At 70.9% G+C, this 23,407-nt stretch carries 25 protein-coding genes and 1 tRNA gene; 11 read left to right on the forward strand and 15 right to left on the reverse strand.

Annotation, left to right across the window (positions count from 1 at the left end):
* Window positions 1-29: 29 nt before the first annotated feature.
* Window positions 30-530: an HIT family protein gene (locus VLK66_RS23840; RefSeq protein ID WP_325312001.1), complete on the reverse strand. Its 501-nt coding sequence runs from the start codon at window positions 528-530 to the stop codon at window positions 30-32.
* A gap of 191 nt (window positions 531-721) precedes the next feature.
* Here VLK66_RS23840 and VLK66_RS23845 point away from each other — a divergent pair, with 191 nt between their 5' ends.
* The gene (locus VLK66_RS23845) at window positions 722-1,363 is read left to right on the forward strand and encodes a hypothetical protein (protein WP_325312002.1); all 642 of its coding nucleotides are present in this window, start codon (window positions 722-724) and stop codon (window positions 1,361-1,363) included.
* Window positions 1,364-1,550: 187 nt separating this feature from the next.
* On the opposite strand, the gene VLK66_RS23850 is transcribed toward VLK66_RS23845, so the two are convergent.
* From VLK66_RS23850 to VLK66_RS23880, 7 genes are all read right to left on the reverse strand, one after another.
* Window positions 1,551-2,702 carry a bifunctional oligoribonuclease/PAP phosphatase NrnA gene (locus VLK66_RS23850; protein WP_325312003.1) on the reverse strand — a complete coding sequence of 384 codons (1,152 nt, stop codon included), beginning with the start codon at window positions 2,700-2,702 and terminating at the stop codon, window positions 1,551-1,553.
* A 530-nt stretch (window positions 2,703-3,232) separates the two neighbouring features.
* Window positions 3,233-4,903: an EAL domain-containing protein gene (locus VLK66_RS23855; protein ID WP_325312004.1), complete on the reverse strand. Its 1,671-nt coding sequence runs from the start codon at window positions 4,901-4,903 to the stop codon at window positions 3,233-3,235.
* Complete coding sequence (locus VLK66_RS23860; RefSeq protein WP_325312005.1) at window positions 4,900-5,298, reverse strand: response regulator transcription factor; 399 nt, start codon at window positions 5,296-5,298, stop codon at window positions 4,900-4,902. The genes VLK66_RS23855 and VLK66_RS23860 overlap by 4 nt, the downstream gene beginning before the upstream one ends.
* A 555-nt stretch (window positions 5,299-5,853) precedes the next feature.
* Window positions 5,854-6,489, reverse strand: coding sequence for a BON domain-containing protein (locus VLK66_RS23865; protein ID WP_325312006.1), 636 nt, complete (start codon window positions 6,487-6,489; stop codon window positions 5,854-5,856).
* Window positions 6,490-6,575: 86 nt separating this feature from the next.
* Entirely contained in the window at window positions 6,576-7,469 is an 894-nt protein-coding gene (locus VLK66_RS23870) for a glycerophosphodiester phosphodiesterase (RefSeq protein WP_325312007.1), read from the reverse strand.
* 60 nt (window positions 7,470-7,529) lie between these two features.
* Window positions 7,530-8,042, reverse strand: a complete 513-nt coding sequence (locus tag VLK66_RS23875) for a hypothetical protein (protein ID WP_325312008.1) — start codon at window positions 8,040-8,042, stop codon at window positions 7,530-7,532.
* Window positions 8,043-8,328: 286 nt separating this feature from the next.
* Window positions 8,329-8,595 (reverse strand): hypothetical protein, encoded by a 267-nt coding sequence (locus VLK66_RS23880; protein WP_325312009.1) that lies wholly within the window; start codon window positions 8,593-8,595, stop codon window positions 8,329-8,331.
* Window positions 8,596-8,797: 202 nt separating this feature from the next.
* Here VLK66_RS23880 and VLK66_RS23885 point away from each other — a divergent pair, with 202 nt between their 5' ends.
* Together VLK66_RS23885 and VLK66_RS23890 are read left to right on the forward strand one after the other, a co-directional pair.
* Complete coding sequence (locus VLK66_RS23885) at window positions 8,798-9,118, forward strand: hypothetical protein (protein WP_325312010.1); 321 nt, start codon at window positions 8,798-8,800, stop codon at window positions 9,116-9,118.
* A gap of 125 nt (window positions 9,119-9,243) precedes the next feature.
* Window positions 9,244-9,909 (forward strand): endonuclease III, encoded by a 666-nt coding sequence (locus VLK66_RS23890; protein ID WP_325312011.1) that lies wholly within the window; start codon window positions 9,244-9,246, stop codon window positions 9,907-9,909.
* A 138-nt stretch (window positions 9,910-10,047) separates the two neighbouring features.
* Here the strand turns inward: VLK66_RS23890 and VLK66_RS23895 are convergent, their stop codons facing one another.
* The 7 genes from VLK66_RS23895 to VLK66_RS23925 form a co-directional block, all read right to left on the reverse strand.
* Complete coding sequence (locus VLK66_RS23895; protein ID WP_325312012.1) at window positions 10,048-10,512, reverse strand: hypothetical protein; 465 nt, start codon at window positions 10,510-10,512, stop codon at window positions 10,048-10,050.
* Window positions 10,513-10,683: 171 nt separating this feature from the next.
* Window positions 10,684-11,121 (reverse strand): hypothetical protein, encoded by a 438-nt coding sequence (locus tag VLK66_RS23900; RefSeq protein WP_325312013.1) that lies wholly within the window; start codon window positions 11,119-11,121, stop codon window positions 10,684-10,686.
* Window positions 11,118-11,489 (reverse strand): hypothetical protein, encoded by a 372-nt coding sequence (locus tag VLK66_RS23905; protein ID WP_325312014.1) that lies wholly within the window; start codon window positions 11,487-11,489, stop codon window positions 11,118-11,120. The genes VLK66_RS23900 and VLK66_RS23905 overlap by 4 nt, the downstream gene beginning before the upstream one ends.
* Window positions 11,486-12,043 carry a sigma-70 family RNA polymerase sigma factor gene (locus tag VLK66_RS23910; protein WP_325312015.1) on the reverse strand — a complete coding sequence of 186 codons (558 nt, stop codon included), beginning with the start codon at window positions 12,041-12,043 and terminating at the stop codon, window positions 11,486-11,488. Before VLK66_RS23910 ends, VLK66_RS23905 begins: the two co-directional genes overlap by 4 nt.
* A 70-nt stretch (window positions 12,044-12,113) precedes the next feature.
* A complete protein-coding gene (locus VLK66_RS23915; RefSeq protein WP_325312016.1) occupies window positions 12,114-15,860 on the reverse strand; it encodes a TonB-dependent receptor in 3,747 nt (1,248 codons plus the stop codon).
* Window positions 15,861-16,064: 204 nt separating this feature from the next.
* On the reverse strand, window positions 16,065-16,415 hold the full coding sequence (locus VLK66_RS23920) for an SWIM zinc finger family protein (protein WP_325312017.1): 351 nt from the start codon (window positions 16,413-16,415) through the stop codon (window positions 16,065-16,067).
* Window positions 16,416-16,613: 198 nt separating this feature from the next.
* Window positions 16,614-16,826, reverse strand: coding sequence for a hypothetical protein (locus VLK66_RS23925; protein ID WP_325312018.1), 213 nt, complete (start codon window positions 16,824-16,826; stop codon window positions 16,614-16,616).
* A 475-nt stretch (window positions 16,827-17,301) separates the two neighbouring features.
* Between VLK66_RS23925 and VLK66_RS23930 the strand changes: the two genes are divergently transcribed.
* The 8 genes from VLK66_RS23930 (at window position 17,302) to VLK66_RS23965 (ending at window position 23,340) form a co-directional block, all read left to right on the forward strand.
* Window positions 17,302-17,541: a hypothetical protein gene (locus tag VLK66_RS23930; RefSeq protein WP_325312019.1), complete on the forward strand. Its 240-nt coding sequence runs from the start codon at window positions 17,302-17,304 to the stop codon at window positions 17,539-17,541.
* 431 nt (window positions 17,542-17,972) lie between these two features.
* Window positions 17,973-18,053, forward strand: a tRNA-Leu gene (locus VLK66_RS23935).
* 42 nt (window positions 18,054-18,095) lie between these two features.
* A complete protein-coding gene (gene tig / locus VLK66_RS23940) occupies window positions 18,096-19,406 on the forward strand; it encodes a trigger factor (RefSeq protein WP_325312020.1) in 1,311 nt (436 codons plus the stop codon).
* 81 nt (window positions 19,407-19,487) lie between these two features.
* Window positions 19,488-20,129, forward strand: a complete 642-nt coding sequence (locus VLK66_RS23945; RefSeq protein WP_325312021.1) for an ATP-dependent Clp protease proteolytic subunit — start codon at window positions 19,488-19,490, stop codon at window positions 20,127-20,129.
* A 73-nt stretch (window positions 20,130-20,202) separates the two neighbouring features.
* Window positions 20,203-21,450, forward strand: a complete 1,248-nt coding sequence (gene clpX, locus VLK66_RS23950) for an ATP-dependent Clp protease ATP-binding subunit ClpX (RefSeq protein ID WP_325312022.1) — start codon at window positions 20,203-20,205, stop codon at window positions 21,448-21,450.
* Window positions 21,451-21,868: 418 nt separating this feature from the next.
* Window positions 21,869-22,552, forward strand: coding sequence for a ribosome biogenesis GTP-binding protein YihA/YsxC (yihA, locus tag VLK66_RS23955; RefSeq protein WP_325312023.1), 684 nt, complete (start codon window positions 21,869-21,871; stop codon window positions 22,550-22,552).
* Window positions 22,552-22,899 carry a hypothetical protein gene (locus tag VLK66_RS23960; protein WP_325312024.1) on the forward strand — a complete coding sequence of 116 codons (348 nt, stop codon included), beginning with the start codon at window positions 22,552-22,554 and terminating at the stop codon, window positions 22,897-22,899. Before yihA ends, VLK66_RS23960 begins: the two co-directional genes overlap by 1 nt.
* A gap of 81 nt (window positions 22,900-22,980) precedes the next feature.
* Window positions 22,981-23,340, forward strand: a complete 360-nt coding sequence (locus tag VLK66_RS23965; protein ID WP_325312025.1) for a hypothetical protein — start codon at window positions 22,981-22,983, stop codon at window positions 23,338-23,340.
* The last annotated feature ends 67 nt before the right edge of the window (window positions 23,341-23,407 follow it).

The raw sequence follows: 23,407 nt of genomic DNA on the forward strand, positions 1-23,407 counted from the left end.
CTCCGCGTCTCCGCGGCTCTGCGTGATTTCTACGCCGCCGCACCGGCCGCCTGCTCCTCGGCCTCGGATTCCGGCGACGTGAGCTCGTCGTGCACGCAGCGGTTGATGTGCGTGGCCATCACGTCCAGCTGCGAGCGGCTGGGCACCTCGGCGCCGGGATCGGGAAGCTGCAGCGGGAATGGCGCGCCCTCGGGAACCGGGATGAGGTGCACGTGGAAGTGGAACACGTCCTGGCCGCCGTCGGCGCCGTTGGCGCTGAACAGGTTCACCGCGCGGCACCCGGTGGCCTTCCGCAGCCCGGGAAGGATGCGGCGGGCGACCGCGAAGGTGCGCGCCGCCAGCTCCTCGGGAACGTAGAACAGGTTCTTGTAGTGCGCCTTGGGCACCAGCAGCACGTGGCCGGGGTGCAGCGGCTGGATGTCGAGGAAGGCGATGATGTCGTCGTCCTCGTGGATGATGCTCACCATCTCGTCGCCGCCGATGATGCGGCAGAAGACGCAGGTGGGGTTCTCGTTGGGGTTCGAGGCCACGGATCCTCCCGGCGGTTCAGGTCGCGTGCGAATTCGCCCCCGCGGGGGTGCAAGAGGCAGGCCCCGGACGGGGCGGACGAGGCAGATGGGCTTACATCCACCGAACTGCCACGCACTTGCCAGATGCGGGGGCCGCGACGAAATTCCGCGCTTCTGTTCCGCCGCACCCATCGCGCATCTCACCACACGCAATGCCGACGAACTCCGCCGCCGGGGCTGGCGCCACCGTCACCCCCGTCTTCCCGCTCATCCTCCTGGAAACCATGCGCGACATGGATCGCCCGGAGGAGTACCTGGAGGGGGAGAACATCGCGGTCAGCATGCCGCGGCGGCTGGGGCTGAGCGACGTGGTGTTCACGCAGATCCACCGCTTCAGGGACGAGGTGAAGCGGAAGCGGATGCAGCACCCCGACGTGGTGGCCGACCTCATCCGCCTGGTGATCCGCCGCCCCGACGCCGACGAGATCTTCGAGGAGGCGGGCCGGCGCGTGGCGCGCCACGCCTGGGGCGAGCGCTCAGGCACCTTCCGGCGGATGGTGCGCTGGCTGCCGCAGGGCGCCAAGCAGCGCTCGGCGCGCAAGGCCGCCCGCCGGCTCTTCCGCCAGCTGGCCGGCAACGGCGACATGAGCGTGGCCATCAAGCCGGTGGCGCTCAGCATCACCGGCTCCATCACCGGGACGGCCGATCCCGGCGGCGCGGCGTGCGCCTTCTACGGCGGCGCGCTCTCGGAGCTGGTCACGCAGTACACCGGCCGCAAGCACTCCAGCCGCCACGACCGCTGCGAGGCGCGCGGAGGGAAGACCTGCGAGTGGGTGACGCAGGTGATTTCATAGACGAAGTGTGGGAGTGCGGGAGTGCGAAACAGCGCGGCCATTCGCGCTCATGAAGGGCAGTTGAAGCAGTTGAAGCCTCGCGCGGTTTGCGAGGCTTTCCGTTTTTGTTGCTGCGGCTTCAGCCGCCTTTCGTGCCGGGGGCCGCCCGGCCGATCCGTCGGCGCGAGACTCCCCTGTCCCCTGTCCCTCACCGGTCCTCCTCCTCCGCATCGCTGGCGCGCTCGAGGACGTAGTCCAGGTCCTCCACCCCCGCGGCGCGGAAGAGCTTGCGGCGGATGCGGCGGTCATAGAGCTGCCACTTCAGCCGCTGCTGCTCGTCGTCGTCCTCGTCTCCCGTCAGGAACCCGCAGTCGATCTCGAACCCGCCCGCGCGGCTGCGCCCCCCGCCGTACGGCCGCCCCCGCAGGTCCTCGCCCAGCGCGTCCTTCAGGAAGCGGTCTACCCGGAGCGTGCTCTTGTTGGTGCGCAGGCTGCCGGAGATGGCCTCGCGGCCGTCGTCGCCGGCCAGCAGACCATAGACGATGGCGGTGTGCACGTTCTCCTCGGTCAGCAGGAAGTCGGCGGCCTGGGGGATGGCGTCGCGGTCGCTCATGCGCACCGAGCCCACCCCGGCGATGGAGAAGCCGTTGCGCACCGTGCGCCCGCCCAGCGCCTTCTCGATCACCCGCAGCGTGGCGTGCGACTTCTGCACGCACAGCACCTTCTCCAGCAGGTCGCTGTCCATGAAGCGGCTGAGGTACGCCGCGGCTTGGTACTCGGGCGGCCGCGCGCGCACGAAGCCGTCGGTCTCGCTGTGCAGCCCGTGCATCAGCGCCGTGGCCAGCCGCACGTGCGACTCGTCGGTGGGCTCCAGCTTCAGGATCACCCCGCTCTGCAGGTACTCCGAGAGGATGGTGGCCGCCGCGCCCAGCGGCCGCACGTCGCTGAAGATGGGGTCGAGGTAGTCCTGCGGATCGTGGTGGTCGATGACGGCCAGCGTGGGCACCCCCGCCGTCTTCAGCCGCTCGGTGAGGTGCGTGGTCGTCCCCTGGTTGTCGACGAACACGGCCGCGGCGTAGCGTTCCAGGTCCACCTCGGCGTCGAAGCGCACCAGGTGGATCTCGAGGAGGTTGACCAGCGCCAGGTTCTCGGGATGGCTGATCTGCCCGTCGTACACGATGTCGGCGGAGATGCCGAACACCTCCGCCAGCTCGCGGTAGGCCATGGCCGACGAGATGGCGTCGGGGTCGGGAAAGTCCTGGATGGCCACGACGTGGCGCTCGCCGCGGCGCGACTCCAGCAGCCGCGCCAGCCCCACCACGGGCGAGGCGTGCGCCTCTGCGACGGGTGCATCCTGCACGGGAGATTGCGGTTGCGGGGACTGCCCCATCATGGGCGACGGCGTTCGCGGGGGGTGGGCACGCTCCGGACGGATGGTACACGCGCGAGGGCCGTGCCAGTGAAGTACGAGAGTACGAGAGTACGAGAGTGCGGAAGTGCGGAAGTGCGTGAGTGCGGGAGTGCGGGAGTGCGGAAGTGCGGAAGTGCGGAAGTGCGGAAGTGCGTGAGTGCGTGAACGTCAGATGTGGGGAACCGCTTCAATGCGTGGCCGCGGCCTCGCGCCCTCTCCGGCCGGCTTAGGCCGTCCACCTCTCCCGTACCGGGAGAGGTAGCTGCCACACCTAACCGGCACGCGGATGCATCAGCGCGACCAGAGGTTGCAGGACTCGCCGGAGGATTGGCAGCCCCCCTCGCCCGGTACGGGAGAGGGCGAGCGCTCCAAGGCGCGGGGAGAGGGCCCGCGGCGCGCACCACCATCCGCTCAGCAGCAACGTCGCGCGGCACGCCTGACCCAACGCACTTCCGCACTTCCGCACTTCCGCACTTCCCCTACGCCCCCACCCCCGTCAGCCCGATTGGCGGCGTGCGGGACTGGGCGTCGTGGAAGAGGAATCCCTGCGTGAGGTGCACGCCGATCTGCTTCACCGTCTGGTACTCCTCCTCGCGCTCCACCCCTTCCGCGATCACCTTGATCCCGTGGTCGTTGGCGAACTGCACCATCGTCTCCACCAGGTTCTGCTTCATGAAGTTCGTGTCGATCCCGCTGATCAGCGAGATGTCGAGCTTGATGAAGTCCGGCGACAGGTTGGCGATGCTTCCCAGCCCCGCGTACCCGCTCCCCGCGTCGTCCACCGCGAAGCGGAAGCCCCGGTCGCGGAACTCCTTCAGGTAGCCCTGGAAGGTGGGATAGTCCGTGATCGCCGTCCGCTCGGTGATCTCCAGCACGATGCGGTCGGGGTGCGGAACGTTCAGGTCCTCGTCGTCCAGGTAGCGGAAGGTGGGGTCGCGGAAGTCGTGCGGGTCGATGTTGATGAACAGGAACTGCCCGTCCCTGAGCGCCGTGTCGATCCCCTCGATCGCCTTCTTCCGGCAGAGGCGCGACAGCTCCCAGATGAGGTTGGCTTCTTCCGCCACGCCGAACAGCACCTCGGGCGAGCGCAGGCCGCGGTGCGTGCCGCGCGCCAGCGCCTCGTATCCGTAGATCTCCTTGGTCTCCGTCACCACGATGGGGTGGTAGACGATGTAGACCGCGCCCTGCCGGATGGTTTCCTTCAGGTCCGCCACCTTCCGGCTGCGCTCGCGGCTCTCCACCCCCCGCGCCGCCGCCGCCGCCTCGCGGATGCCGCGGTAGATGATGCGCTCGGGACGGATCTTGGGGTTGCGGAACAGCGTGGTGGAGCCGATGTAGATCTCGAAGAGCCCGGCCACGTCCTCGCCGTGCAGCGCCTCGATGCGCGTGCGGATGTGCTCCTCCAGGTCGTGCGCGATCTCGTTGATGCGCCGCTCGGCCTGCTCCACGCCTTCGGGAAGGTCGGTGAAGAAGATGAAGTCGTCGTCGCCGGTGTGGCTGACCATGAGCAGGTTCTCTTCCCCGCCCTGCGCGCTGTAGAAGTCGCGCACCGCCTGGGCGGTGGTCTGCAGCACCTCGTCCAGCTTCTCCCAGCCGTAGATCTCCTCGAGCTTGCTGTAGCGCACGAACTCGATGTACAGCACGGTCATCCGCCCGCGCCGCTCCAGCAGCTCGCGGCCGCGCTCCAGCATCACCGGCAGCGTGGGAAAGCCGGTGTAGCGGTCGTACAGCAATTCTTCGTAGCGGAGATGGTCGGCCAGCTCGCCGGCGGGGGCGTCGCCCATGGCGCGCGGGCGGAAGCCCAGCGCCCACAGCCGCGCGTGGATCTCGTCGGCGGTGGCGGGCAGGAGCAGCCACTCCTCCACCCCGCAGCGCACGGCGCGGCGCACGTCTTCGTCGCCGCGGCAGACGGCGACGAGGGGGATGCCGCGCGCGCGGGTCTCGTCGCGGACGGTGTTCACGAGCTGCGTGCGCATCTCGAACACCACCGAATCGGGGTGCGTGCGCAGCACGGGGATCAGCTGGTCGGCGTTGTCGGCCGCCGGCCACTCGCCCGCGTTCACCGTCGTCAGCTCCGCCCCCAGCTTCGCGGCCGCCGCGGCGAGGGAATCCTGCAGCGCGGGGTCGCCCACGTATCCGACGATCCTCACGCGGCGCTGCCCCGGGCGGCCAGGTTCCGCTCCACCTTCTCCAGCAGGTCCTTGAAGTCCACGGGCTTCACCACGTAGTCGTCGGCGCCCGAGCGCAGCCCCTCGAACTTGTCCTCGAAGGCGCCCTTGGCGGTCACCATCACCACGCGGGTGACGGCCCCCAGGTCGGGATGGTTCTTGATGGTGCGGCACACCTGCCAGCCATCCATCCCGGGCATCATCACGTCCAGCAGCACCAGCTCCGGCCGCACCTGCTCCATGCGCGCCAGGGCGGTGCGCCCGTCCGCGGCGATGGCCACGGTGTAGCCGCGGCTCTCCAGGTAGGCGCGCAGGATCTCCACGTTGTCGGGATTGTCGTCCACGACCAGGATGGTGCCCTTCGTATCGTCGGCCAAGGTGCTCCCCCCTGCCCATGCGGGCTGGCGGACGGTGCGTGTCGGTGCTCGCGGTGCCGCGGAAACACCGGCACCGTACCCTCGCGGCGGGCAAGAAGCGAGCCACCTGCCGGTCGATGATTCGCCGGAAGTGCAGTCGATACAGGCGTTTGTGGAGAGATGGGAGGCGGTGATTCGGAGGGATTCGGAAGATGGGGAGCGTACCCGCGGAGCCGTCCCGGAGCCCTCCCCCCGCGGCTGGGGCCGCGTACCCCCTCCCGATAACGGGCCCCGATAACGGGAGGGGGGTAACTTCGAACGCGGCGCGCAGACGATCGTGCGCTCGTCGGATGGCCGCGTGATGCGAGGCCATCCCCAGCATCGCGGCACGCTCCGCAGGCTCCCTCGCGATGAGTTCTCCCCTCCCCGCGGAGCGGGCGGAGGGGCCGGGGGAGGGGGCCTACATGGCGGGCAGGATGCCGTCTCCCACCACAGATGCCGGATCGCCGACACAATCCGCCGCGTGCCCGGGGGGACCCGGACGCGCGGCGGATGCCATCTACCGAAAAACGCGGTTCAGCCGTTGCCGAGCTCGCCCTCGCCGCGGCTCTGGCTGGCGCGCTCCTGCCGGCCTTCGCGTCCGCGGCCGCCGTTTCCGCTGCCGCTGCGGTTCACGCCGTCGAGCGGCTTGCGGCGGGCGGAGTTCACCCGCAGCTCGCTGCGGACGCCGCGCACGCCGTCCACGTCCCACGCGTCGTCGGTGGCGTAGCGCACCTCGTCGTGGTCGGGAAGCTCGCCGCGGAGCGTCACCACGCCGTCGCGCACCTCCACCGTGATGGCCTCGGCGTCTACCCAGGTGTCGTAGAAGAGCGCTTCCTCCACGTCGGTGCGAAGCTCGTCGTCGGGGCGGCGGCGCTGCTCCAGGCGGCGGTGGTACGGGCCCAGGCCGTAGCGCGCCGGGCCGTTCATCGCCTCCTCGCCCCAGGGCGCGCCCACGCCGCCGGGGTCGGCGCCGCGCCCGCCGCCGCCCATCCCCGGCCGCGGGCGGAAGTCGCCGTCGTAGCCGGTGCGCGCGCGGCGCTGCCACTCCGGCCCAAAGCCGCCCGGAGTGTACGCCTCGCGCGCCGCCTGGCCGCGGTCGAAGTTGGCGCCGCCGGGCATCACGTCGCCGCCGCGGTAGCCACCGCCAAACCCATCGTCGTAGCGGGCCATCGTCCCATCCCCCCAGAAAGAACGCGTTGGATCCCGGTCAGGTCCGGCGCTCCCCATCTCCCGAAAAGAAGGCGCGCCGGCAGGGCTCAACCGGCGCGCAACAAGCGTTCCAGCCACGGCTCCATCTCGCCCGGCGGCGGGCCGGGGGGGAGCGGGCGGCCGCGCATCTCGTGCAGCAGCCGGGCGAGGCGGTCGGGGCGGTCGGTGATGACGCCGTCCACCCCCCACTCCAGCAGCCGCCGCATGTCGCGCGGCTCGTCGATCGTCCACACGTGCACCGCCACGTTGCGCTGCTGGAGGTCGGCCAGCATCCGCGGCGTCAGCACCTGCCGCCCGCCGCGCTCCTCGGGCATCTGGAAGGCGTCGACCGTGGGCGTCCAGAGCCGCGTGGCGCGGGCGAGGTGCAGGCCGTAGAAGGCGTACATCTCCTGCGCCCCCGCGCTCTGCGGCCCCGCGTAGTCGCGGAAGCGCGCGCGGTTGTTCCGGTCGCCCGCGGCGATCAGGACGCGGTGGACGGCGTGCAGCTCGTGGACGGTGTCCCACACGGCCTGCTGCGCGCGCGCGTCCTTGATCTCCACGTTCACGCGCGCGTGCGGGAGCGCTTCGAGGACTTCGCGGAGGGTGGAGAGGCGGACGTCCCTGCCGCGCCAAGGGAACGTTTTCCCGCCGTCGGGGGTGAAGCGGAAGCCCGCGTCCAGCTGCTTCAGCTCGGCCACGGTGTGGGATGAGACGTGGCCGGTGCCGTCGGTGGTGCGGTCGACGGTGGGGTCGTGGATGACCACCGCGTCGCCGTCGCGGGTGGGCTGCACGTCGATCTCCAGCAGATCCGCGCGCCACCAGTCGAGGGCGCGGCGGAAGGCGGCCAGCGTGTTCTCGGGCGCCAGGGCGGAGCCGCCGCGGTGCGCGATCAGGAGCGGCGCGCCGGCCAGGTAGCGGTGCCCGGGGCGCGACCCGCCGCGGCGGAGAAGGGGGATCGGCACGGAGTGACGGGGGATGGGCAGAAGAAAGCGCCGGAGCGTCCGCCCCGGCGCCGAAACGCGTCAGTCGTTTTCCAGCAGCTCCTGCTCGGCCGGGTCCAGGCGGTACAGCCGGCAGAGGGAAAGGTCGATCAGGTGCCGCGCCATCAGCCGCGCCCACACCACCTTCTGCGAGTCGCAGCCGTTTTCCAGGTCGGCGCTGGCCTCGGCGTAGCGCTCGGCCAGGAAGAGCAGGATCTCCTCCACCGCGTCGGGGTGCGGCGAGGCGGGGATGCGCGAGTCGGGGGCCACGCGGTCCACCAGCAGCCCGTCGACAAAGGCCAGGAACGCGGGGAACACCATCTCGGTGAGGTGGCCGCCGGTGATGGCCTCCTCGTCGGTGAGCTCTTCCCACACCAGCTCGTTCCAGTACAGCTCCTCGGCCTCGTGGCGCAGGTACGACAGCCGCTCCGCCGGAAGCGGTTCGGCATCACCGGCCACGGTTTCCGGGGTGCGGCCCAGGATCGCGAACAGGCGCGCACGGCGCTGTTCCACGAATGCCTGCGCGGCGCCGGCGTCGGCGGTGTTCCTCGTCATCAACAGGGCTTGCTTGATGGGGTGTGGCTCGGGTTGGCCCGGGGAGCGTGAGGGCAACTTAGACCGGCGGCAGACGGGCCGCAACCGGCCCCGGAAGACTGGCGGAGCGTCACCTGCGTGTAATTTTGTGGACTGCTCCGGGGGAGGGTGGCAAGGTGGGAAAAAGAAGTGCCAAGTGCCTAGTTCCAAGTGCCAAGTGCTGATTCCGAATCACAGGCGGGTGATCATCGGTTCACGCGCGACCGATCACCTGCACCAGGCACTAGGCACTTGGCACTTCTTTTTTCTATCCCTGCTGCCGGCTCCGGCGATGCACCCTCTCCTGCGCCAGCCGCCACCGCATGCGCCCCGCCCAGCCGCAGCGCGCGCAGGTGCGCACCGGCGTGGCGGCCAGCACCGCGCAGACGCGGTCGACCAGCCCGTTTGCGGGGGGCTGGCCGGTGACCGCGCGGCAGTGCGGGCACTCCGGCGCGTAGGGCAGCCGGTGCACGTAGTGCGTCACCAGCCACGGAATCCCCATCACCATCCCCACCACCAGAACCAGCATCGTCACCCACATCGTCGGCTTCTCCCGGGAGCTTCTCGTCCTCCCCTCCGCGAGTGCAACGACCGTTCCTCCGCCCGGCGCACGTTCCTTGCGAGCGGGGTTCGCTCCCGCGCACGGCGCAAGGTGCGCGGCCGCAACGGCTTCGGCGGAGTGATGGAGATACGCCGCCGCGGCCGGGGGCGACCGGAACCAGACGATGGGAGGGACGATGACCAGGCGGAACCAGGACCCGGATTTCGACCGCGACGAGATCGCGGAGGACGACCCGCTGGGCGAGCAGGCGTTCGCCGAGGCCGGGTTCGAGGACGCGCCCGACGGCGGCCCGGCCTTCAGCGCGCCGGGGATGGACGACGAGCCGTCGAAGCGGCCGGGCGGCGGCGGGCAGAAGGTGGCCGGCGTGCCGGAGTCGCGGCAGCACCTGACCAACACCCCCAGCGACCAGCGCCCCGATACCTCGATGGGCGTCATCAAGGAGCGCGGCGGCGAGGGGAAGGGCGATCCGGCGGTGGGGGGAACGCGGCCGGACTAGAGGGATGAAAAGAAGTCCCAGGTCCTGAGTGCCAAGTCCTGAGTGATGATCGAGAGCTTGCGATCCGTTCACTTGGGACTTAGCACTCAGGACTTGGGACTTTCTGTTTCCTTTCGATCTGTCCGATGCCCAGACTCCCCTTCGACATCAACGCGGTCATCCGGCGCATCCGCGCGGCCGTGAAGCCGTATCCCCGCGCGGCGCTGTTCGAGCTGCGCGACGAGGGGTTCGGCAGCGCGTTCGAGCAGCTGGCCGCGTGCCTCATCTCCATCCGCACGCGCGACGAGGTGACGCTGCCGACGGCCCGGCGCCTCTTCGCCCGCGCGCGCACGCCGAAGCAGGTCGCCGCGCTGACGGTGGGCGAGGTGGACGAGCTGATCGGCACCTGCGCCTTCCACGAGGCCAAGGCGCGGCAGATCCACGCGATCGCGCAGGTGTGCGTCGCGGAGCACGGCGGCCAGGTGCCGTGCGACGAGGCGACGATCCTCGGCTTCTCGGGGGTCGGGCCCAAGTGCGGCAACCTCGTCCTCGGCATCGCCTGCGGACAGCCCAGGATCGGCGTGGACATCCACGTGCACCGCGTCACCAACCGCTGGGGCTACGTCGCCGCCCCCAATCCCGAGGCGACGATGGCGGCGCTGCAGGAGGTGCTTCCCACCAAGTACCACGTGGAGATCAACGAGCTGCTGGTGCCCTTCGGCAAGCACGTCTGCACCGGCCGCGCGCCGAAGTGCTCCACCTGCCCCGTGCTGGAGTGGTGCCGCCAGGTCGGCGTGACGGAGCACCGGTAGCCAGGGTAGATCGGAGTCGACGGCTGGAGGGTTGAGGACGTATCTCGGCCTCTCCGCAGAATCAACGACGCGAGGCCCGGCATCGTGGGAGTGATGCCGGGCCTCGCTCTTCACCTTCGCGTCGCCGCTTCCGATGTCTTACGGCTGCGGCGGGCCTCCGGGGCCGCCGGGGCCGCGGCGCTGCGGCATCATGGCGCGGGCGTGCTCCTGCTGGTCGGCGGTGAGGACGGCCATCGCGCGCTCCATCGCCTGGCGGTTGTTGTCGCGCACCTGCTGCATCAGCGGGCGCAGCCGCTCCATCGCCGCGCGCTGCTCGGGGGTCATCTCGCCGCCCATCATCATCCCGCCCATCTCGCCGCGGTGCGCCTGCAGCGAATCGAGGGGCGCCGCGTTCCGCGTCTGCAACTCCTGCGCGATGGCGGTGACCCGCGACACCTGGTCGGCCGAGAGGCCCAGCGACTGCGCGCTGTCCACCAGCACCTGCACGGGGTTGCGCATCATGCCGCGGCCGCCGCCGGGCCCGCCCTGCGCGTTGCCGGACGATACCGCCGCCAGCAGCGCCAGCGCCGCCGCGGGAAGCACGCGGGTGAAGATTCGGCTCATCGGATTGGATCTCCATCGGGGAAGAGGTGCCGCCCGCCGCGTCACCATCGGCGGCGTCAGATCAACAGACACGCCCCATCTCCCGGCGGTTAATGAGGTGGAGATGAAGACGGAGACGGCGGACGAGCCGCAGCCCATCCGCCGTCATCCCATCGTCTTACCCGATCGCCATCACGGAGATGCCGGAGCGGGTGCTGCAGCCGGGGCCGAGCCCTGGCGCGGCGGGCCGGTCCAGCGGTCCAGGTTGCGGCGCCGCCGCTCGCGGTCTTCGTCGTACTGCCTGCGCTGCGAGGGCGTCATCACCTCGCGGATCTCGCGGCTGGTGCTGTCGGACGCGGCGCGCAGCTGCGGCCGCACGGCGGACATCAGCGAGTCCACCCGCGGGCGCCGCCGCTGCAGGATGGCGTCCACGCGCCGCGTCTGCTCGTCGGAAAGGCCGTAGCGGTGCTGCAGCACCTCGCCCTGCGTGCGCGCCTCCCGCTCGGCATCGTGGCGCTCGCGGGCGCGCACGCGCTCCCACGCCGCGCCGGCCAGCGCGCCGGCCACGAAGGTCAGCACCAGCGCCAGCGAGGCCATCACCCAAACCCGCCGGGGAGAAAGGGGGCTCACCGGCCCTCCGGGTCGGGCACCAGCACCTGGTCCGGCCCGCGCGCCCCGTCGCCCCCCTCCACCCAGCCGGCCAGCGCCACGGGCACGCCCATGGCCTCGCCCACGCCGGGCTCGGCGGCCAGCGCGGAAGGCGGCGCCGGGCGCTCGCCGGCGTACGCCAGCAGCCCCGCCGCGGCAATCACCAGCGCGGCCGCGGCGGCCAGCGCCGGGCGCACCCAGCGGGCCAGCGGCGCCGCCGGCCCCGCGGCGAAGCGGCGCCGCGCCAGCTCCGGCGCGGCGGCGTCGCGGGTGCGGCGCAGCAGCGCCTCCCAGCGCTCCGGGTCGCGCCGCGGGTCCAGCCCGTTCAGGTCTCGGAAGTCGTGGATCATGACGGTTCCTCGCGGTATGTCGGCCCGAGCAGCGCGCGCAGCGCCCGCCGGGCATGGTGCAGGTGAACGCGCGCGGCGCCCTCGCTGGTGCCCACCGCGTCGGCGATCTCGCGGTGCGTCCACCCCTGCACGTCGTACAGCAGCACCACCTCGCGCTGCGTGGGTGTCAGGTGCGTGAGCGCGTCGGCCAGGCGCTCGCGCAGCTCCGCGTCCTCGGCGTCGCTCCCGGGGCCGCGGGCGCGCGACGGCGCCTCCACGGCCGCGTCCAGCGGCAGCGCGCGGCGCACGCGCTCGCGGCGGCGCAGGTTGTGGGCGCGGTTGCGCACGATCTGCAGCAGCCACCCCACGAACGCCTCGGGACGGCGGACCTCGTCCAGCCGCTCCAGCGCGGTCACGAAGGCGTCCTGGCACACGTCCTCGGCGTCGGCGCGCTCGCCGGTGTGCGCCAGCGCCACCGCGTACGCCGCCCGCATGTGGCGGCGCATCAGCGCGTCGAAGGCGCCGCCGTCTCCACGGCGGACCCGCTCGATGAGAAGGGCGTCGGATTCGGTCATGCGGTGCGGGCGCCAGGCGGCCGTCCCGGGCCGGAGCGCCGGGACCGGGACGACTGATACCCCGCCGGCGTCACCGGGGTGCGCCCAGCTGCTGCCGCACCGAGTTCCGCAGCGCCGCCGGCACCCGGCGCCACTGCTCGGGCGTCAGGATGTGCTCCGCCTGGTCCAGCGCCTTCTGCACGTTCTGCCGCCCCTCGTTCAGCCGCGGGCCGATGCGGCGGAAGATGGCCTGCGGGTCGGCCGCGGCGCCGCCCTGCTGCGCCTGCTGGAAGGCGCCCGCCAGCGCCTGTCCCACCTCGGCGCGGATCGGGGCGTTCCGGGCCTTCAGCGTGTCGTTCACCACCCGCAGCTGCGCCACCTGCTCGTCCGTCAGCCGCAGCGTGTCCTTCAGCAGGAGCAGCGCGTCGATCGGCTGCGGGATCAGCCGGTCCACGAAGGCCGACGGATCGGGCGCGCCGCCCTGCCCGCGGTCGCCGCCCGCGCCACCGCGGAAGCCGCCGCGATCGCCCCGGTCGCCGCCCGGGCCTCCGGGGCCGCCCGCTCCGCCGCCTCCGAACGCGATCCCCAGCAGCCCGCCGCCCGCCCCCGTCTGCACCCGTCCCAGGCCGATCCGCGCCGTCAGCTGCACACCGAAGGGCGAGCCCGCCGAGGTGCGGAAGACGCGCGTCTGCCCGAATCCCTCGTTCACGCGGTAGCGGTACTGTCGCGTCGCCGGGTCGAACCCCGTGGGGTAGAGCAGGACGTTGTCCGGCCGCCCGCCCTGTCCCCAGCCGTGCAGGCCGTCGCCGCCGTGGAAGAGCAGGTCCAGCCCGGCGGGAAGGTTGAAGGCGTCCAGGCTCACGGTCACCCGGCGCTGCAGCCGCGCGTTCTGCGGCGTGTACGCGGCGCGGAAGTCCAGCGACTCGGTCCACGGCCCGCGGCAGCTGTTGCGCCCGGCGATGCGCCCCGTCTGCGCGCGCAGGCAGCTGGAGATGCGGCCGGGCCCCGCCAGCACCCGCGACAGCCCGGCGGCGACCGCGGTGTCGGAGACGGCGGAGGGGTCGAAGACGAACGCCGCGTCGTTGCGCGCGCCGTCGCCGTTCACGTCGCCGCCCACCATGGGCGTGTAGGGCGATCCGGAGCTGGCGCGCCCGATCAGGCTGGTCTCCAGCGAGCGCCCGAAGGTCTTCCCCAGCACCAGGGTGAACGAGTGGCGGCGGTCCTGGTCGCTAGGCGCCCACTCGTGCTCGTTGGGGTTCCCGCGCGTGGGCGTGAACTGGAAGCCCAGCGACGGCCCGCCGAAACCGAACGAGGTCTGGTCGCGCGAGCGCGTGAGCGTGTAGCTGGCCTGCGCGGAGACGAGCCGCGGCAGCAGCCCGTTCACGCTCATCGTCAGCTGCTCCGTCTGCGAGGCCAGGTCCGAGCTCAGCTCGTACACGCGGGCGAACGACGGATCGCGCCGCGAGGCGTACAGCGACGTCTGGCCGGTCGCGGGGACGATGGCCTCCGCGGGGGCGAAGACGGGGCGGTTCCCCTCGCCGGCCAGGGTGAAGGCCGGCGTGTCGCGCAGGTTCAGGTCGCGCACGCCGTACTGCGCCACCCCGCGCGCGAAGGTGCCGTCGATGCTGGCGGTGACGCGCGTGAGCACCTGCGCCTGGAAGCCCAGCGACCCGCGCCACGACCGCGGCGCCTGGAAGCCGCGCTGGAACACCGTCACGTTCGGCTGCTGGGGCGTCGCCCCGCCGCCCAGCGTCCCGTCGGTGCAGGTCGTGGGGATGGTGTTGGGGTCCGCGCGGTACGCGTTCCAGTCGGGCGTGGGAACGTTGGCGCCCACGCACGAGACCTCGATCTCCCCGCCCGTTCCCGTTCCCGCCAGGGTGGCGCTGTACAGCTCGTACGGCGTGCGCCCGCGGAACTCGCCGAAGCCGCCGCGCAGCAGCCGCAGCGGCGCCCCCGTCTCGCTCATCCGCCAGCTGAAGCCGGCGCGCGGGCTCAGGTGGATCTCGCTGGGCGCGTAGTCCGTCCGCACCCCGAAGGCGCTGGTGACGGCGGGATTGGCCTCCGGCGCCCGGTCGAAGCGCGATCCTTCCACGCGGAGGCCGTAGGTGAACTGCAGCCCCTCCGTCGGGCGGAAGGCGTCGCCCAGGTACGCCCCCGCGTTCCATCCCCCGCCGTCGATGGCGCCGGTGGAAAGGGTGCGCGTGAACGCCGCCGGGGTGCGCGCCTGGAAGTCGGCCAGCGAGTTGAAGATGAAGGAGCCCAGCCGGTTGCTGGAGTTCTGCTGCGAGAAGCCGGAGTGGTTGGCCAGCACCCCCAGCTTCACCCGGTGCCGGTCGCCCACCAGCAGCGACAGCTCGTCGGCCACCTCCAGCGTCCGCTCGTCGGACGACGAGAAGAGCGACGGGTCGCCGCCGAAGACCAGGTTGGAGACGGCGCGCGCCCCCGCCGTGACCGCGGCCGGATCCGCGTCGACCCGCACGATCCCCTGGGGAACGTCGAGGGTGGGGTTGCCGTCGCGCGAGTCCAGCGTGTACGAGGCGCGCAGGTCGTTGATCCACGTCTGCCGGAAGCGCGAGGTCACGCTGGCCAGCACCGCGCCGCCACGCGAGTCCGACGAGCCGCCGCTCTGCTGCGTTTCCAGCGTGCCGATGCGCGTGTGGTTCTGCTGCGAGAAGGTGCCGTAGCCGCGCAGCGTGAAGGTGTGCTCCTGCGTCACCACCCAGTCGAAGCGCCCCAGCAGGCTCAGCGCGTCGCCGGTGCGGTTGTACTGCCCCGCCAGCCCCGCGGGGTTGAAGCCGTAGACGCCGGAAAGGCCGGAGATGAACTCGGTGACCGCCGCCGGGCTCAGCCCCACCTGGCCCAGCCCCTCGGCGTTGCGCGGCTCCAGCGCGTACAGGTCGTCGGAGCGGCGCTGCGCGGCGAAGCTCAGGTTGTAGAACACCTTGTCCTTCACGATGGGCCCGCCCAGCCCGCCGCTGCCGCGGAACTGGGCAAAGCCGTTGTTCCACGGCGTGCGCCCGGTGCCGCCCTGCAGCGCGTCGCCGCGGAACTGCGACTGCAGCGAGCCCTGCACGCGGTTGGTCCCCCCGCGCGTGGTGCTGGCCACCTGCCCGCCCGAGAACTGCCCGCGCGCCACGTCGTAGGTGTTGGTGATCACCTGCGTCGACCGCACCCCCTCCTGCGGCAGCCCCAGCGGCGATCCGCCGCCCAGCTGCCCGCCCGAGAGCGCGCTGGCGAACGAGGCGCCGTCCAGCGTCACCTGGTTCTGCGACGCGCGCTGGCCGGCGACCGAGAAGCCGCCGCGCCCGCTCAGCGAGTCCGCGCCTTCCGTCGCGACCACGCCGGGGGTGAGGGTGGCGATGGCGGCCGGGTCGGTCTGGTTCTCCAGCGGCAGCCGCTGCGCCAGCTCGGAGCTGACGGAGCGCCCGGTGCTTCCCGTCTCGCCACGGCCGGGGGCGGGGCGCTGCGCGCGCGCGGTCACCCCCTGCAGCTGCACCGCCGCCGTCCCCAGCTGCACGTTCGCCGTCAGCACGTCTTCGTCGGCCACGCGGGCCACCGTCGCGGTGCGCGGCGCCTGCCCCAGCCGGGCCACGCGGATCTGGTAGCGCCCGCCGCCGTCGGGAAAGACGATGGTGTAGCGGCCGTCCGCGCCGGTGGTCGCCGTGCGGCTGGTGCCGGTCTCGGCCGAGGTGGCCTGCACGCTGGCGCCGGCCACGGGCTCGCCGCGCTCGTCGGTCACCCGCCCGCGGATGACGTCGGTGGTGGACCCCACCTGCGCCGCCAGCCGCACGGCGGACAGGAGGAAAAAGAGAACAACGGGAAGAGCGAAGCGCCGCATGCGTCCCCTCGTGGACTTCCGTCGGACAGATGTTCGGGAGCAGCGCGAGTGCAGCAAGTGCCGGACCTCTCCGGCCCCCACGTTCAGCCCCGCAGATCCGACACTCGCGGCCTGGCTGTTGTTAAGCGTCGGGAAGATGATGACCCGAGACATTTCGTCGGCTTCTCTCCCCCTCCTGGAAGCTCCGCCGGAGCCGGGACACGTCTATCCCGCCGCCGGCTCCTCCTCGGCCTTGCGGCGGCGGCGCGGGCGCGGGGGCGTGGCCTGCTCGCGCAGGTCGCGCACAAGGTCGCCGACCGCGGAGATGATCTCGGGGTCGCCCTCGCGCAGCAGCGCGGCCAGGATGTGCTTGCACACCCGCTCGCGCCACAGGTGGTCGCCGCAGTCGCAGCGCGGCTGGTTGGGCGTGAGCAGGTCCACCCAGTGCTCCTCGGCCCCGCCGGTCACGCGGTAGCGCCCGCGGCCCGTGCGCACGGCCGACAGCGTCACCCCGCGCTCCAGCCGCTTCGGCTCCACCCCGCCCGCCCCCTCGACGTCGATCTTCAGCCCATGCATTCGCGTTCTCCCGCGTGCAAAAATGACGTGGAACTGCACGGGAGATGGTACACCGGAGAGGTGCTTGGGTTCGGGTTTTCTTCGCCAAGAGATGAAGATTTTCGCAGAGCACGAAACGAGGTCCTCCGTTGACCCCGCTGGCTCCGCGTGACCCAAGAAGTGCGGGCGACGCGGAGGCAGCGGAGTCCGCGGAGACGGTCAGTCCTGGGTCGCGCCGCGCTCCTCGCGCGGGTGGCCGTGGCCCGGGTTGATGGAGGTGCCGCTGCGGTCCAGGTCGCGGTCGGTGCCGCGCGTGGCGGCTTCCGACGCGCCGAACTCCTCGCCGTGGTTGTGCTCGCCCTCGGTGCCCTGCGGCGTCATCCCGGTGGTGGCGCCGCCCGGCTTCTGCGTGGTCGTCTTCAGGTCGCCCATGCTCCCTCCGTCGTTGGTTCATGGTCCCCAAACTGGAGTCCGGCGGAGCCGCAAGACACGTTCCTGCAAGGAGATGAAGAGGAAATAAACGGAGGCGGGCCGTGTGCTTGCGCCACGAATCCGCCACCGGCAGCAAATTTCCAGACGTCGCGCCAGAAGCGATTGTGTAGAACGGATCTTGCGAACGCCACGAACGCGCCCCGGACGGACGTACGGACAGTTGCGGAGGCGCGGACCACCGTTTAGGTTGCGCGGTGGAGTTCGAAGCACACGGCGTGCACGGAGGAGGGTCCTCCGCACGCCCGCGGTTCGCGACGCATGGCCGTGCGATGGCCGGCGAGGGAGAGGAGGTGGGTTACGAAAATCCCCAGCTTCAGCAGCGATTCCGCCCTGGCGACGCTCCATCAGGAACGCCCCCGTAGCCGTGTATGGCCGCGCGGGCGTTTTTCATTTCCACACCTTAGGGGAGGGTGAGATGCTCGATTCCGGGATGATCAACAAGATCCAGAAGGCGAAGGAGTACGCCACGGAGCCCGAGCGCATTCACTTCCGCAGCCTCGAAGTCGAATTCGACGGCAAGAACGGCGGACACAGCGTGGACTTCCGCGAAGGCCACTGGCACTGCGACTGCGACTACTTCCGCGGCCACCACACCTGCAGCCACACGATGGCGATGGAGCGGGTGCTGGGCGTCATGGCCCCGGCCGAGGTGTAGCGAAGCGCATCGCCCCTGCCGCGCGCCGGCCGACGGCGCGCCCGAGCGAGCCACGATCGCCGCGAGGATGAGGCCTCGCGGCGATCTGCTTTTCGGGAAGTGCGGAAGTGCGGAAGTGCGTCAGTGCGTGAGTCCGCACCGCCGGATGGATTCGGCGTGTCAGGGATGCTCTCGTGGGCATCGCGTCACACGGCAGTCGGACGAGTGCGCCACGCCTTGCGCGCCGCGATCGAAGTTACCCCCTCCCGTGATCGGCCCCGTTATCGGGAGGGGGTACGCGGCCCCGGCCGCGGGGGAAGGGCTCCGCGGGGGGCGAGGACTCGCGGGAGGGTTCCACGCGGAGAAGTTCCGCGGGGAGACGGCTTCGCCAGCGAACGGACTTTCGGTTGCCCCCTCTCCGGCCCGGTTCTATATTCAGCGATTGTTTACGGGCGAAAGTGGCGGAATGGTAGACGCGCCGGACTTAGGATCCGGTGGCTTCGGCCGTGGGGGTTCGAGTCCCCCCTTTCGCACCTCCCATCGGCGACCACGGCGAACAGCAAAGCGGAACATAGATGTCGGAGCAGAGCACCACCCCCGGGACCGGCCTTCAGGTCAGCGTCGAGCAGCCCTCCTCGTTCGAGCGGCGCCTTTCCGTGACCGTGCCGCCGGAGCGCGTACGGCGCATCCGGCAGAGCGTGGCCGCGCACATCACGCGCAACGTGCGCCTCCCCGGCTTCCGCAAGGGCAAGCTGCCCGAGAACCTGGTGCAGAAGCAGTTCGGGCAGGCCATCGAGCAGGAAACGGTGGACCGCGTCATCCAGGAGACCTACCGCGAGGCGCTGGACCAGGAGGGGATCCGCCCCATCAACCAGGGCGCGGTCACCGACGTGCACTACCACGGCGAGGGCGGCGAGCTGCACTACCACGTGGACGTGGAGGTGCAGCCCACCATCGAGCTGGCCCGCACCGGCGGCTTCGTGGTGGCGCGCCCCAGCGACGAGGTGAAGCCCGAGGAGGTGGACGCGATCCTGGAGCGCCTGCGCGCCGACCGCGCCACCTTCCAGGTGGTCGACGACCGCAAGCCGGACTACGGCGACGAGGTGCAGGTGCGCATCACCGCGCCGGCCGGCGGCGAGGGCGTGGAGCCCGAGCCCGAGGAGTACCGGTTCGCGCTGGGCGAGGGGCAGGCCATCCCGCCCATCGAGGAGGCCATCATGTCGCTGATGCCGGGCGAGGAGGGCGAGTTCGACATCACCTTCCCCGAGGACTTCGGCGACCCCGCGCAGGCCGGCACCACCCAGCACATGAAGATCGGCGTGGTGGAGCTGCGCCGCCGCGAGTTCCCCGAGCTGGACGACGAGTTCGCCCGCTCGCTGGGCGCCGGCGAGTTCGACACCCTCGCCGCGCTGCGCGAGCGCATCACCGCCGACCTGCAGGGCGAGGCCAGGAGCCGCTCCGAACAGGCCTACCGCGATACGCTGCTGGACCAGGTGGTCGAGGCCAACGCGGTCGAGGCGCCGCGCTCGATGGTGGACAACTACCTGGAGTACATGGTGGGCGGCGGCATGGGCGGGGGGAAGAAGCCGCAGCGCTCGCCCGAGCAGGAGGAACGGTTCTCGCAGTTCCGCGAGATGATGCGCCCGCAGGCCGAGGCCTCCATCAAGCGCATGCTGGTGGTGGAGACGCTGGCCGACCGCGAGGGGCTGCGCGCCAGCCACGACGACCTGGACGACCGCGTGGAGGCGATGGCCACCCAGGCCGGCCGCCAGCCCGGCGACGTGTGGCTGGAGCTGGAGAAGAGCGGCCAGCTGCAGCAGCTGGAGGCCCAGGTCACGGAGGAGAAGGTGCTGGAGTGGCTGCGGAGCCAGAACACGACGGGCTGACGCGGGGTACGGGGGGCGCATCGCCCCGATGAGGACAGCGCGGTACCCGTTATTTCACCTGCAAGGAACGGCCGGACGGACATGCCTGTTTACGCGCCCTACGTGATCGAGCGCTCCAGCCGGGGCGAACGCAGCTACGACATCTTCTCGCGGCTGCTGATGGACCGCATCGTGTTCCTGGGGAGCACGATCAACGACGACGTGGCCAACGTCATCATCGCCCAGCTGCTCTTTCTCCAGAGCGACAACCCGGAGAAGGACATCTACCTCTACATCAACTCGCCCGGCGGGTCGGTGTACTCGGGGCTGGCGATCTACGACACCATGAAGTTCCTCTCCTGCGACGTGAACACCTACTGCATGGGGATCGCCGCCAGCATGGGCAGCTTCCTCCTTGCCTCGGGAACCAAGGGGAAGCGCTTCGCGCTGCCCAACTCCCGGATCATGCTGCACCAGCCCAGCGGCGGCAGCCAGGGGACTGCGGCCGACATCGAGATCCAGGCCCGCGAGCTCCTGTACGTGCGCGAGCGGATGAACAACATCTACGCCGCCAACACGGGGCAGACGCCCGAGAAGATCGCCGAGGACCTGGACCGCGACCGCTTCATGTCGCCGGAGCAGGCAAAGGACTACGGGCTGATCGACCACGTGATCCAGCACACGACCGAGGCCGAGGCGGTGGTGCGCGCCGGCGGCGACGTCCCGGCCAGCATCGTCCGCTAAGCAGCAGCCCCCGGCGCCCCCGCCGCGAACCGGCGGGGGCGCGACTCCCGGAAATCTCCGTCAGCAGGACCTCATGCCCAGCGACAAGCACCTCCGCTGCTCTTTCTGCGGAAAGTCCAAGGATTCGGTGAAGCGGTTCATCTCCGGGCCCTCGGTCTACATCTGCAACGAGTGCATCTCGCTCTGCAACGAGATCCTGGCCGAGGAGGAGATCAAGGAGGCCGCCACCGCCGCGACCCCGGTGCCGACGCCCACCGAGATCAAGGAGGTGCTGGACCAGTACGTGGTGGGGCAGGAGCAGGCCAAGAAGTCGCTCTCGGTCTCCGTCTACAACCACTACAAGCGGGTGAACCACCAGGGGGTGATGGACGAGGTCGAGCTCGACAAGTCCAACATCCTGCTGATCGGCTCCACCGGCGTGGGCAAGACGCTGCTGGCGCAGACGCTGGCGCGCGTCCTCCACGTCCCCTTCACCATCGTCGACGCCACCACGCTGACCGAGGCCGGGTACGTGGGCGAGGACGTGGAGAACATCCTGGTGCGGCTGCTGCAGGCGGCCGACTTCAACGTGGCCGAGTGCGAGCGGGGGATCATCTACATCGACGAGATCGACAAGATCGCCCGCAAGAGCGAGAACCCGTCGATCACCCGCGATGTTTCGGGCGAGGGGGTGCAGCAGGCGCTGCTGAAGATCCTGGAGGGCACCACCGCCTCGGTCCCGCCGCAGGGCGGGCGGAAGCACCCGCAGCAGGAGTACATCCAGATCAACACGCGGCAGATCCTGTTCATCTGCGGCGGCGCGTTCGACGGGCTGGAGAAGATCATCGAGGCGCGCACGGGCAAGCGGCAGATCGGGTTCGCGGGCGAGCGCCCGGCCGAGCGCACGCCGCTGGAGACCTCGGACCCGTTCCACGACGTGGAGCCCGAGGACCTGCTGCGCTTCGGCCTGATCCCCGAGCTGGTCGGCCGGCTTCCCGTCACGGTGACGCTGGAGAACCTGGACGAGGACGCGCTGGTGCGCATCCTGACCGAGCCGAAGAACGCGCTGGTGAAGCAGTACCAGAAGATCTTCCAGATGGACGGCGTGGGGATCACCTTCGACCCCGGCGCCATCCGCGCCATCGCCCGCCAGGCCATCGAGCGCGGCACCGGCGCCCGGGGCCTGCGCGCGGTGATCGAGAACCTGATGCGCGACATCATGTTCGACATCCCCAGCCGCCAGGACGTGCGCGAGGTGGTGGTGACGCCGGAGTGCGTGACCGACAGCGTGCCGCCGCTTCTCGTCCTTGCCGCCGAGCCGCGGAAGAAGAAGGAAGCGTAGACGGAGTACGGAAGTACGGGAGTACGAAACTGCGGAGGCGCCGGTGCGGTGCCTCCGCTTTTCGTTTCCAGACCCCGCTGATGGGGCTCTCACCAGATCCGGCAATCACCTGTTACAGACGCACAGAGAGACGTCATCCTGAGGCCGACCACACCGTCATTGCCCCCACACGAGTGGTTGCAGGCCGAAGGATCTATAGGCGAGGTCGCACGTGCGCTGCCGGATCGCACGATTGATCCCCGAATCGGGCATCACATCACAGAGGACACGGAGGAAACGCTCTGGCACCCCTGTGCCCTCCGTGAGATGCCTGCTGTTTCTCCGCCCCGCCTTGCGCGGATACGTGGCGCGTGCGAACCTCACCGCCGACGCAGCTTCGTACTTCCGTACTCCCCGTACTCTCGTACTTTCCTCGCGAATGCGAATCAAATCCGTCGAGTTTGCCGGCGCCATCGGGCAGGTCGGCCAGGCGCAGCCCGAGTCCGCGCGCGGGATGAGGCAGATCGCCTTCTCCGGGCGCTCCAACGTCGGCAAGTCGTCGCTCATCAACCGGCTGCTGGGGCGCACGCGCACGGCCATCGCCCGCGTCAGCGCGCAGCCGGGGAAGACGCAGGAGATCAACTTCTACCACGTGCGCGCCGACCCGGGCGACTTCTACCTGGTCGACCTCCCCGGCTACGGATTCGCGAAAGTGCCGGCCGAGCTGCGCAACAAGTGGCGGCCGCTGATCCACGGCTTCCTCTCGAAGTCCGAGGAGCTCGCCGGCGTGGTGCAGCTCATCGACCTGCGCACGGGGCCCAGCCCCGATGACCTGCAGTCGGTGGGCTACCTGGCGGAGCTGGGCGTGCCCGTGCTCTTCGTCTTCACCAAGGCCGACAAGCTCACGAAGACGGAGCGCGACAAGGAGTTCGCGAAGTCGGTGAAGAAGCTGGGGATCGACCCCGAGCAGGCCATCCCCTTCTCGTCGACCAAGGGCACCGGCCGCGAGGAGCTGCTGGAAACGCTCTCCGCCCTCCTCTTCCCCGAGGCGGGGGAGGACGGCGCCGTCTCGGGCGGCGACGAGGACGGCGAGGGCGGCGAACCGGAGGACGCGGAGGACTGATGCCGGAGCCGAAGCCCCCGCGGATGTCGGTGCGCACCGACGAAGCCGGGATCCATGCCGCCTTCCCGAACGGCAAGTCGTGGACGGTGGAGTGGGCGGAGCTGGAGCGGGTCGCCATCCGCACGACTGACGAGGGGCCGTTCGCGGACGACGTGATCTGGATGCTGCAGACGCCCCAGGGCGTGTACGGGATCCCGCAGGGCGTGGACGGCGAGCCCGAGCTCCTCGAACGCCTGCAGTCGCTCCCCGGCTTCGACAACGAGGCGGTCATCGCCGCGATGGGATCGGTCGAGAACCAGACGTTCCTCTGCTGGGAGCGCCCGGCCGGCGATCCCCCTCCGGCCTGACGCCGCCCTCGCGCGGAGGCGCGCGGCGGGCTACGATTCGTCCCATCCACCCGATCCCCATCCCGCTCCCCCGGAGGCCCCATGCGGCGCGCCCGCTTTCTTTCCGCCCTGCCGGCCGTGGCCGTGCTCGGCGCGTGCTCGCTGTTCGGCCGCGGCGTGCCCGGCGAGACGGTGACGCTGGAGATCAACAACAACCTGGCCCTTCCCGCGCCGGTGACCGTGTACGCCTACAGCGACGTGGGGTCGCGGCAGCTGGTGGGAAGCCTGGTGCCTGACAAGCAGGCCGTGCTGCGCTTCCACTCCGCGCACATCACCGGCTCGTACCGCTTCGTGGCGGTGGTGCGGCGCGGCGCGCAGCTCGTCTCCAACTCCGTGAGCCTCACCGGCGGCGAGACCGTGACCTGGGAGCTGCGCAACAACGTCCTCCTCGTCGCACGCTAACGAGGCGATCCGCACCACCTCGTGCAGCGCGCAAGAGATCCGATTGCGCGTAAAATCGGCGGCGGCG

This window comes from Longimicrobium sp. (genome assembly GCF_035474595.1).
Taxonomy (GTDB): Bacteria; Gemmatimonadota; Gemmatimonadetes; order Longimicrobiales; family Longimicrobiaceae; genus Longimicrobium.

Bases quoted from the DNA above. Each gene is read 5' to 3' on its own strand.
- VLK66_RS23875 (WP_325312008.1), bottom strand. From the start codon at position 8,042: ATGACGAGGAACACCGCCGACGCCGGCGCCGCGCAGGCATTCGTGGAA.
- clpX (WP_325312022.1), top strand. From the start codon at position 20,203: ATGCCCAGCGACAAGCACCTCCGCTGCTCTTTCTGCGGAAAGTCCAAG.
- VLK66_RS23965 (WP_325312025.1), top strand. From the start codon at position 22,981: ATGCGGCGCGCCCGCTTTCTTTCCGCCCTGCCGGCCGTGGCCGTGCTC.
- VLK66_RS23905 (WP_325312014.1), bottom strand. From the start codon at position 11,489: ATGATCCACGACTTCCGAGACCTGAACGGGCTGGACCCGCGGCGCGAC.
- VLK66_RS23885 (WP_325312010.1), top strand. From the start codon at position 8,798: ATGACCAGGCGGAACCAGGACCCGGATTTCGACCGCGACGAGATCGCG.
- VLK66_RS23930 (WP_325312019.1), top strand. From the start codon at position 17,302: ATGCTCGATTCCGGGATGATCAACAAGATCCAGAAGGCGAAGGAGTAC.
- VLK66_RS23910 (WP_325312015.1), bottom strand. From the start codon at position 12,043: ATGACCGAATCCGACGCCCTTCTCATCGAGCGGGTCCGCCGTGGAGAC.
- VLK66_RS23895 (WP_325312012.1), bottom strand. From the start codon at position 10,512: ATGAGCCGAATCTTCACCCGCGTGCTTCCCGCGGCGGCGCTGGCGCTG.
- VLK66_RS23890 (WP_325312011.1), top strand. From the start codon at position 9,244: ATGCCCAGACTCCCCTTCGACATCAACGCGGTCATCCGGCGCATCCGC.
- VLK66_RS23920 (WP_325312017.1), bottom strand. From the start codon at position 16,415: ATGCATGGGCTGAAGATCGACGTCGAGGGGGCGGGCGGGGTGGAGCCG.
- VLK66_RS23865 (WP_325312006.1), bottom strand. From the start codon at position 6,489: ATGGCCCGCTACGACGATGGGTTTGGCGGTGGCTACCGCGGCGGCGAC.
- VLK66_RS23945 (WP_325312021.1), top strand. From the start codon at position 19,488: ATGCCTGTTTACGCGCCCTACGTGATCGAGCGCTCCAGCCGGGGCGAA.
- VLK66_RS23925 (WP_325312018.1), bottom strand. From the start codon at position 16,826: ATGGGCGACCTGAAGACGACCACGCAGAAGCCGGGCGGCGCCACCACC.
- VLK66_RS23960 (WP_325312024.1), top strand. From the start codon at position 22,552: ATGCCGGAGCCGAAGCCCCCGCGGATGTCGGTGCGCACCGACGAAGCC.
- yihA (WP_325312023.1), top strand. From the start codon at position 21,869: ATGCGAATCAAATCCGTCGAGTTTGCCGGCGCCATCGGGCAGGTCGGC.
- VLK66_RS23845 (WP_325312002.1), top strand. From the start codon at position 722: ATGCCGACGAACTCCGCCGCCGGGGCTGGCGCCACCGTCACCCCCGTC.
- VLK66_RS23915 (WP_325312016.1), bottom strand. From the start codon at position 15,860: ATGCGGCGCTTCGCTCTTCCCGTTGTTCTCTTTTTCCTCCTGTCCGCC.
- tig (WP_325312020.1), top strand. From the start codon at position 18,096: ATGTCGGAGCAGAGCACCACCCCCGGGACCGGCCTTCAGGTCAGCGTC.